General features: G+C 64.8%; 8 protein-coding genes and 2 pseudogenes (2 of these 10 only partly in view). 4 read left to right on the top strand and 6 right to left on the bottom strand.

Annotated elements, in window-relative coordinates; genetic code table 11:
* From ACFE99_RS03780 to ACFE99_RS03765, 4 genes are all read right to left on the bottom strand, one after another.
* On the bottom strand, positions 1-71 hold part of the coding region annotated (locus ACFE99_RS03780; RefSeq protein ID WP_375482552.1) for a MaoC family dehydratase N-terminal domain-containing protein (this coding region is incomplete at its 3' end). The annotated region extends 529 nt beyond the left edge of the window; 71 of 600 annotated nt are visible.
* A complete protein-coding gene (fadE29, locus tag ACFE99_RS03775; protein WP_375482550.1) occupies positions 68-1,231 on the bottom strand; it encodes an acyl-CoA dehydrogenase FadE29 in 1,164 nt (387 codons plus the stop codon). The genes fadE29 and ACFE99_RS03780, both read right to left, overlap by 4 nt.
* Positions 1,216-2,304, bottom strand: a complete 1,089-nt coding sequence (locus tag ACFE99_RS03770; protein WP_375482548.1) for an acyl-CoA dehydrogenase family protein — start codon at positions 2,302-2,304, stop codon at positions 1,216-1,218. Before ACFE99_RS03770 ends, fadE29 begins: the two co-directional genes overlap by 16 nt.
* Complete coding sequence (locus tag ACFE99_RS03765) at positions 2,304-3,557, bottom strand: cytochrome P450 (RefSeq protein ID WP_375482546.1); 1,254 nt, start codon at positions 3,555-3,557, stop codon at positions 2,304-2,306. Before ACFE99_RS03765 ends, ACFE99_RS03770 begins: the two co-directional genes overlap by 1 nt.
* Before the next feature lie 118 nt (positions 3,558-3,675).
* On the opposite strand from ACFE99_RS03765, the gene ACFE99_RS03760 reads away from it, so the two are divergent.
* The 4 genes and pseudogenes from ACFE99_RS03760 (at position 3,676) to ACFE99_RS03745 (ending at position 6,216) form a co-directional block, all read left to right on the top strand.
* On the top strand, positions 3,676-4,848 hold the full coding sequence (locus ACFE99_RS03760; RefSeq protein WP_375482544.1) for a steroid 3-ketoacyl-CoA thiolase: 1,173 nt from the start codon (positions 3,676-3,678) through the stop codon (positions 4,846-4,848).
* Complete coding sequence (locus ACFE99_RS03755) at positions 4,848-5,231, top strand: hypothetical protein (protein WP_375482542.1); 384 nt, start codon at positions 4,848-4,850, stop codon at positions 5,229-5,231. Before ACFE99_RS03760 ends, ACFE99_RS03755 begins: the two co-directional genes overlap by 1 nt.
* 55 nt (positions 5,232-5,286) lie before the next feature.
* Complete coding sequence (locus ACFE99_RS03750; protein WP_375482540.1) at positions 5,287-5,739, top strand: nitroreductase family deazaflavin-dependent oxidoreductase; 453 nt, start codon at positions 5,287-5,289, stop codon at positions 5,737-5,739.
* Positions 5,740-5,752: 13 nt separating this feature from the next.
* Positions 5,753-6,216: pseudogene (locus tag ACFE99_RS03745) on the top strand (nitroreductase family deazaflavin-dependent oxidoreductase).
* Here ACFE99_RS03745 and ACFE99_RS03740 read toward each other — a convergent pair.
* Both ACFE99_RS03740 and ACFE99_RS03735 read right to left on the bottom strand, forming a co-directional pair.
* A complete protein-coding gene (locus tag ACFE99_RS03740; protein WP_375482538.1) occupies positions 6,213-7,118 on the bottom strand; it encodes an SDR family oxidoreductase in 906 nt (301 codons plus the stop codon). The pseudogene ACFE99_RS03745 and the gene ACFE99_RS03740 sit on opposite strands and share 4 nt — an antisense overlap.
* A gap of 13 nt (positions 7,119-7,131) precedes the next feature.
* Positions 7,132-7,840, bottom strand: a pseudogene (locus ACFE99_RS03735) (SDR family oxidoreductase); it runs 70 nt beyond the window's last position.

Here is a 7,840-nt window from a genome sequence, read left to right as displayed (position 1 = left end):
GCTCGCGGCTTGCTGCGCCCGGCCGCCTTGACCTGCGCGACCGCCTCCCGGATGTCGCTCGCCCCCGTCATCGCGGCACCCTAGGAACCTTGAGACCGGCGGCCGCGATCATTTCGCGCATCACCTCATTGACACCGCCGCCGAACGTGATCACCAGGTTGCGTTTTGTCTGAACATCCAGCCACTCCAGCAGCTCGGCGGTCTCTGGTTCAGCGGGGTTGCCGAACCGGCCGACGATCTCTTCAGCGAGCCTGCCGACATACTGAACCCGCTCGGTACCAAAGACTTTGGTCGCTGCAGCGTCGGCGACGTTGATGTCCTCACCTGCGGCGGCTACCTGCCAGTTGAGCAGCTCGTTGATGCGCCAGATCGCATGGATCTCACCAAGCGCGCGTTTGACGTCGTCGTGATCGATCGGACTGACACCGTCACCACCCGGCTTGGATGCCCACGCGTGCACCCGGTCGTAGAAGGCGGCGAACCGACCGGCCGGACCGAGCATCACTCTCTCGTTGTTGAGCTGCGTGGTGATCAGCCGCCACCCGTCGTTCTCCTCGCCGACCAGCATGTCCACGGGGACACGGACGTCGTTGTAGTACGTAGCGTTGGTGTGGTGCGCACCGTCGGACAGGATGATCGGTGTCCACGAGTAGCCCGGATCCTTCGTGTCGACAATAAGGATCGAAATCCCCTTGTGCTTAGCCGCTTCCGGGTCGGTGCGGCACGCCAGCCAGATGTAGTCGGCGTCGTGGGCGCCGGTGGTGAAGATCTTCTGCCCATTGACGATGTACTCGTCACCATGCCGAACTGCGGTGGTGCGCAACGATGCAAGGTCGGTGCCCGCCTCGGGCTCGGTGTAGCCGATTGCGAAATGCACCTCGCCAGCCAGGATCGCGGGCAGGAACTTCTTCTTCTGCATCTCGCTGCCGTATACCTGCAGGGTAGGACCCACTGTTTGCAGCGTCACGGCGGGCAATGGCACGTCGGCTCGATGCGCTTCGTTGACGAAGATCTGCTGCTCGATCGGACCGAAGCCGAGGCCGCCAAACTCCTTCGGCCATCCGACACCGAGCTTGCCGTCCTGACCCATCCGACGGATAACCGCGCGGTAGGCCTTGCCATGGCGGTCGGCCTCCATCTCCTTCCGTTCTTCGGGCGAGATCAAATTGGAAAAGTATTGTCGTATCTCGGCTTGCAGCTGGCGCTGCTCGGGCGTCAGGTCGATGAACATTGCGCTCCGCTGAGGTCGTCTGGGCGGGGACCCGCCGCGCCCGGCTGAGCCGCGCTTGCGATCCCCACGAGATCGAGGCGATGCGAGGGCCCACCCAGCAGGCGGGTCAGGTCTTTGATGGTCGAGTAGTACCGGGGCATCGGGTAGGTGATGTCCATGCCCATGCCGCCGTGCAGGTGATGGCAGGTCTGCATCACCGGCGGCGCCTGAGATGTGATCCAGTACCCCAGCACGTCGAGGTCGTCGTCGGCCCGGAAATCATTGTCGCGGCCCTCGGCCAGCCGCCAAACAGCTGACTTAGCAGCCAGATTGATTGTGCGCGAAGCGATGTAGACCTCGGCGAGTTGCGCGGCGACGGTCTGAAACGTCGACAGCGGCTTGCCGAACTGGTGCCGATTGGCCACGTAGTCGGCGGTCAGCCGCAGCGCCCCGGCCACCAGCCCGTCGGCGTAGGCGCCAATCATGGCCAGCGTTAACTGATTGACTCGATGGGCCGTCGCGCCGGTCAGCACGTCCTCGTCCGGAATCTGGACGTCGGTGAACGTGACGGCGTACTCATCGCTGCCGTTGGATGTCGGGGTGCCGACCAGCTCGACACCGTCGGCCTTCGGCGACACCACGACCACGGCGCTGTCGGTGGTGACGAGCATCCACTGCGCTTGTTCGGCATATGCCACGCCAACTTTGGTCCCCGACACTCGGCTGTGCACGAACCTCGTCGCCGGCCGCTCGGGCAGGGCCGCGCCGGGTTCGTTCAATGCGGCGGTCAGCACTGCGCCCTTGGCTACGCCCGCCAGGTAGCGGTCCTGCTGCGCATCGGAGGCCAAATCCAGCAGCGGCACCACGCCAAATCCCAAGGTGGCCAACGCCGGGGTGATGGCGCCATGACGGCCCAGCTCGGTCAGCGCCGTCGCGACCTCGGCCAGGCCGACACCGTCGCCGCCGAGGCGTTCCGGCACCGGCAGCGCGGTCACACCGCCGTCGATCAGCGCCTGCCAGCTCGCATCACGTTCAAGCACCGACGTAACGACATCGGCGACAGCTTGCTGCGCCGAGTCGAGCGAGAAGTCCATCAGTGCGCGACCGGGCACTTGCCGGTGTAGTCGACCTGCCAGTGCTTGATGCCGTTCAGCCAACCGGAACGCAGCCGCTCAGGCTCCGAGATCGGTTTGAGCTCGGGCGTGTGGTCAGCGACCGCATTGAAGATCAGGCTGATCGTCATCTTGGCGAGATTAGCGCCGATGCAGTAGTGCGCACCGGTGCCGCCGAATCCGACGTGCGGGTTGGGATCCCGGAGAATGTTGAAGGTGTAGGGGTCTTCGAAGACCTCTTCGTCGAAATTGGCCGAACGGTAGAACATCACCACCCGTTGGCCCTTCTTGATCTGCACACCGGACAGTTCATAGTCCTCCAGCGCGGTGCGCTGGAAGCACGTGACCGGGGTGGCCCAGCGGACGATTTCGTCGACGGCGGTCTCCGGGCGTTCCTTCTTGAACAACTCCCACTGGTCGGGATGTTGCGAGAACGCGATCATGCCGTGGGTGATGGAGTTGCGGGTGGTCTCGTTGCCGGCCACCGCGAGCATCACCACGAAGAAACCGAACTCGTCGTCGGAAAGCTTCTCGCCGTCGATATCGGCGTTGATCAGCGTGGTGACGATGTCCTCGCCCGGGTTCTTGGCCTTGTCGGCTGCCAGCTGCATGGCGTACTGAATCAACTCGAACGACGAGGCCCGAGGGTCGATGTCGGCGTACTCGGGGTCCTCGTTGCCGGTCATCTCGTTGGACCAACGGAACAACTTGTCCCGGTCGTCCTGCGGCACCCCGAGCAGGTCGGCGATGGCCTGCAGCGGTAGCTCGCACGACACCTGCTCGACGAAGTCGCCCTGCCCGTGGGCGGCGGCCGTCTTGGCGATGTTCTGCGCCCGGCGGTTGAGTTCGTCGCGCAGCCGGCCGATGGCGCGCGGGGTGAAGCCGCGGGAGATGATCTTGCGCAACCGGGTGTGGTGCGGAGCGTCCATGTTCAACATGACGAACCGCTGCACGTCGATGCCGTCGCGCGGCATGTCGTCGGGGAATCGCGGAATGACGCAGTTCTCGTAGCTGGAGAAGATGTCGCTGCGCAGCGACACCTCTTTGACGTCCTTGTGCTTGGTGATCGCCCAGTAGCCCCCGTCGTGGAAGCCGCCGCCCTTGCCGGGGGGCTGCTCTATCCAGCGGATCGGCTCAGCCTTGCGCAGCTCGGCGAACTCGTTGACCGGCAGACCCCTGAGGTTCAGGTCGGGATCCAGGAAGTCGAACCCGGGGGCTAGATTGACGTTAGGCATCGCTGAGCTCCTCATTACAACGTGTTCTAGTGCCAGTAAAACATGCCTCTACCGCAGACGAAAGGCGCGAAAGCATCGTCGCTTGTCAGAGTAATGAAACGTGTTCTAGCCTGGCCGCATGGGTAACCCGGTAATCGTTGAAGCCACCCGCAGCCCGATAGGCAAACGCAACGGATGGTTGTCAGGTCTGCATGCAACCGAGTTGCTGGGCGCCGTGCAAAAGGCACTGGTCGAGAAAGCCGGCCTGGAGACCGACTTTGACGCCGGCGACGTCGAGCAGGTCATCGGAGGCTGCGTGACCCAGTACGCGGAGCAGTCCAACAACATCAGCCGCACGGCGTGGCTGACCGTGGGCTTGCCCGAGCATGTCGGCGCCACCACGGTCGACTGCCAATGCGGCAGCGGCCAACAGGCCAACCACCTGGTCGCGGGTTTGATTGCTGCCGGCGCGATCGACATCGGCATCGCCTGCGGTATCGAGGCGATGAGCCGGGTGGGGCTGGGTGCCAATGCGGGCCCGGACCGCAATTGGCGGGCCGAGTCGTGGGACATCGACCTGCCCAACCAGTTCGAAGCCGCCGAGCGGATCGCCAAGCGGCGCGGCATTACTCGCCAAGACATCGACGAGTTCGGCCTCGCGTCTCAGCAGAAGGCCAAGCAGGCCTGGGAAGAGGGCCGCTTCGACCGGGAAATCAGTCCGATCGAGGCGCCAGTACTCGACGAGCAGCACCAGCCGACAGGAGAGCGGCACACGGTGACCCGCGACCAGGGGCTGCGCGACACCACGCTGGAGGGCCTGAGCCAGCTGAAGCCGGTGCTGGAGGGCGGCATTCACACCGCGGGCACGTCGTCGCAGATCTCCGACGGTGCGGCCGCAGTGCTATGGATGGACGAAGAGAAGGCCAAGGCACTCGGTCTGCGTCCGCGGGCGCGGATCGTCAGCCAAGCCCTGGTCGGCGCCGAGCCCTACTACCACCTGGACGGCCCGGTGCAGTCGACCGAGAAGGTGCTGGAAAAGGCCGGCATGAAGATCGGCGACATCGATCTGGTCGAGATCAACGAGGCGTTCGCGTCGGTAGTGCTGTCCTGGGCACGCGTGCACAACCCCGACATGGCCCGGGTGAATGTCAATGGCGGCGCAATTGCGCTGGGTCATCCGGTGGGCTGCACGGGGAGCCGGTTGATCACCACCGCGCTGCACGAGTTGGAGCGCAGCGACCAGAGCACCGCGCTGATCACGATGTGCGCCGGCGGTGCTCTGTCGACAGGCACCATCATCGAGCGGATCTAGTGCCCGCGGTTTCGGACGAGGACCGCATCGCGGCCGCGCAGGCCTATATCGACGCGCTGGTCAGTCATGACGCCGACTCGGTTCCGTTCGCTCCCGGTTGTGTGCGCATCGAGCAGGGTGTGCGGACCGGGTTTTCCGGGAATCACTTGCGTCGCAGCCTCAATCGCGGGCCGCAGTTCCGGCTCATCGCGGCGACCACCCCGCCGGAGTTCAGCGTCAACGGCGACCTTGTGCGCGCGCGGTTCGACGTGATCACCAAGCCGTCGCTGGCTGGGCGGCGGGTGTGCGCCCACGTCGACGAGACTTTCCTGATTCCGGAAAGTGATGGCAAGATCCACCACATCCGGGCGCAGCTTCGCCCCTTCATCAAGCGCGCCCGGTGACGAAGCGGGCCAATAGGCCCGAGGAGAAGCCGGGCCATCAACGGAGGGATTCCCAATGACCGCTCCCCCACGCGCACTTAACTCCGCCGGCACGGGCGTCGTCATCAAATGGATGTCACGAATCAACACGTGGCTGTACAAAGCGACCGGCGGCAGGATCGGCGGCAAGTTCCTGCAGGGAGCGCCGGTTGCGCTGTTGACGACCACTGGCCGCAAGACGGGTCAGCCACGGGTAAGTCCGCTGCTGTACTTGCGGGATGGCGACCGCGTGTTGGTGGTGGCATCGCATGGCGGGCGCGAGAAGAACCCCATGTGGTACCTCAACCTCAAGGCGAATCCCAAAGTGCAGGTTCAGATCAAGAAAGAAGTGCTCAACCTGACCGCGCGCGACGCCACCGAAGAAGAGCGCGCCAAGTACTGGCCGCGGCTGGTGGAGATGTACTCCTCCTACGAGGACTACCAGTCCTGGACCGACCGGAAAATTCCGATCGTCATATGCGAGCCCTAACTACGGTTGCGGCATGACGCAGCGACGGTGGATTCGTAACTCAACGTTGCTGGCGCTGTTGCTGAAGTATTTCGCTCGCGCCCACATCTGGGTGTATCGGCGGACCAACGGCAAGCTCGGTGCAAAGCTGCTGTGGTTCCCCGCGGCACTGCTGACGACGATCGGCCGCAAGTCCGGCCAGCCGCGGACCGCCGCAACGCTCTACCTGCGCGACGGTGACCGAGTGATAGTGCCGGCCTCTTTCGGAGGCCGAGCCAAGAACCCGGGGTGGTACTTGAACCTGGAGTCAAATCCCAAAGTCGAAGTCCAGATTCGCGATGAGCATTTGAAGCTGGTGGCACGTGACGCCACCGACGAGGAACGGATCACTACTGGCCGCCGCTAATCCGGATGTATCCGCCGTATAAGGGTTACCGCGAGGCCACCGACCGGATGATCTCGCTGGTGGTCTGCGAGCCGACCGGCGCGGCTGGCTAAGCGCTGTATACCGGCACGGGCGGCCGGGACTTGGCCAACAGATCACTGACCACCGGCCCGAGTTCGGTGGGATCCCACCGCGCGCCCTTGTCGACCTGTGGCCCATGCGCCCAACCCTCGGCAACCCGGATGATGCCGCCCTCGACCTCGAATACCTTGCCGGTGACGTCGCGGGACTCGGGACTGCCCAGCCACACCACCAGAGGCGCAATGTTTTCCGGCGCCATGGCATCGAAGCCCTCGTCGGGTTTGGCCATCATCTCGGCAAAGACGGTCTCGGTCATGCGGGTGCGTGCTGACGGTGCGATCGCGTTGACGGTCACACCGTAACGACCCATTTCAGCGGCGCCGACGAGCGTCAACGCCGCGATACCGGCCTTGGCGGCCGAGTAGTTGCCCTGCCCGACACTGCCCTGCAGGCCCGCGCCGGAACTGGTGTTGATGATGCGGGCATCGACCGATTCGCCGGCCTTGGCCAGCCCGCGCCAATAGGACGCGGCGTGTCGCATCGTGGCGAAGTGGCCCTTGAGGTGCACGGCGATGACAGCGTCGAACTCTTCCTCGCTAGTGTTCGCGATCATCCTGTCGCGCACGATGCCGGCGTTGTTGACCAACACATCGAACCGGCCGAAGGTGTCGACCGCGGTCTGGATGAGCTGGGCAGCACCGTCCCAGTCCGCCACGTTGTCGCCGTTGACGACAGCTTCTCCCCCGCCAGCCTCGATCTCCTCGACGACGGCATGCGCTGGGCTCCTCTCGCCTTCACCCGTGCCGTCCAAGCTGACCCCGATGTCGTTGACAACCACTCGTGCACCCTCGGCGGCGAACGCCAACGCATGGGCGCGCCCGATACCGCGGCCCGCCCCGGTGACGATGACCACCCGGCCGTCGACCAAACCCATACCCGTTGCTCCTTTACTTGTTGGCACTCGACACGGCGAGGTACGGCGGCGGCTCCCCGCCGCCGTGGACCGCAATCGTCGTCCCGCTGATATACGACGCCAAGTCAGACGCCAGAAACGCTGCTGCCCAACCGATATCGGCTGGCTGTGCCAACCGGCCCAGAGGCACCGTGGCCGCGACCCGGGCGATCGACTCGGCATCGCCGTAGAACAATTCCGCTTGCTCGGTCTCGACCATGCCACCCACCAATGCGTTCACCCGTACCTTGGGCGCCCACTCGACCGCCAATGTCGCAGTGAGGTTCTCGACGCCTGCCTTCGCCGCGCCGTACGCCGCGGTGCCCGGTGACGGCCTGCGCCCGCTGACGGACGAGATGTTGACAATCGAGCCGCCGTTAGGCTGCTGCTGCATCAGCGCATTAGCCCGTTGCGAAACCAGTAGGGTACCAAGCAGATTGAGCTCGATGATCTTGCGATGAAAGGTATGCGTCGCTTCGGCGGCGAGCGCGTATGGCGAGCCGCCGGCGTTGTTGACCAGGACGTCGAGACGCCCGTGCCGCTCGCCGATCGCGTCGATCAACCGGGCGACCGCGTCCTCATCACGCACATCGCAGGCGTGGAACTCATAGGGCAGGCCCTCGACCGCGCGTCGCGCGCACGTCACCACCGTCGCCCCCTGTTCGGCGAAGACCGCGCTGATTCCGGCGCCCACCCCCCGGACG

This window comes from uncultured Mycobacterium sp. (genome assembly GCF_964249325.1).
In the GTDB taxonomy this organism is placed as follows: Bacteria; Actinomycetota; Actinomycetes; order Mycobacteriales; family Mycobacteriaceae; genus Mycobacterium.
Note: the sequence above shows the minus strand (reverse complement) of the source record. Positions and strands in the feature narration are given on the sequence as shown.

Bases quoted from the DNA above. Each gene is read 5' to 3' on its own strand.
- fadE29 (WP_375482550.1), bottom strand. From the start codon at position 1,231: ATGTTCATCGACCTGACGCCCGAGCAGCGCCAGCTGCAAGCCGAGATA.
- ACFE99_RS03770 (WP_375482548.1), bottom strand. From the start codon at position 2,304: ATGGACTTCTCGCTCGACTCGGCGCAGCAAGCTGTCGCCGATGTCGTT.
- ACFE99_RS03765 (WP_375482546.1), bottom strand. From the start codon at position 3,557: ATGCCTAACGTCAATCTAGCCCCCGGGTTCGACTTCCTGGATCCCGAC.
- ACFE99_RS03760 (WP_375482544.1), top strand. From the start codon at position 3,676: ATGGGTAACCCGGTAATCGTTGAAGCCACCCGCAGCCCGATAGGCAAA.
- ACFE99_RS03750 (WP_375482540.1), top strand. From the start codon at position 5,287: ATGACCGCTCCCCCACGCGCACTTAACTCCGCCGGCACGGGCGTCGTC.
- ACFE99_RS03740 (WP_375482538.1), bottom strand. From the start codon at position 7,118: ATGGGTTTGGTCGACGGCCGGGTGGTCATCGTCACCGGGGCGGGCCGC.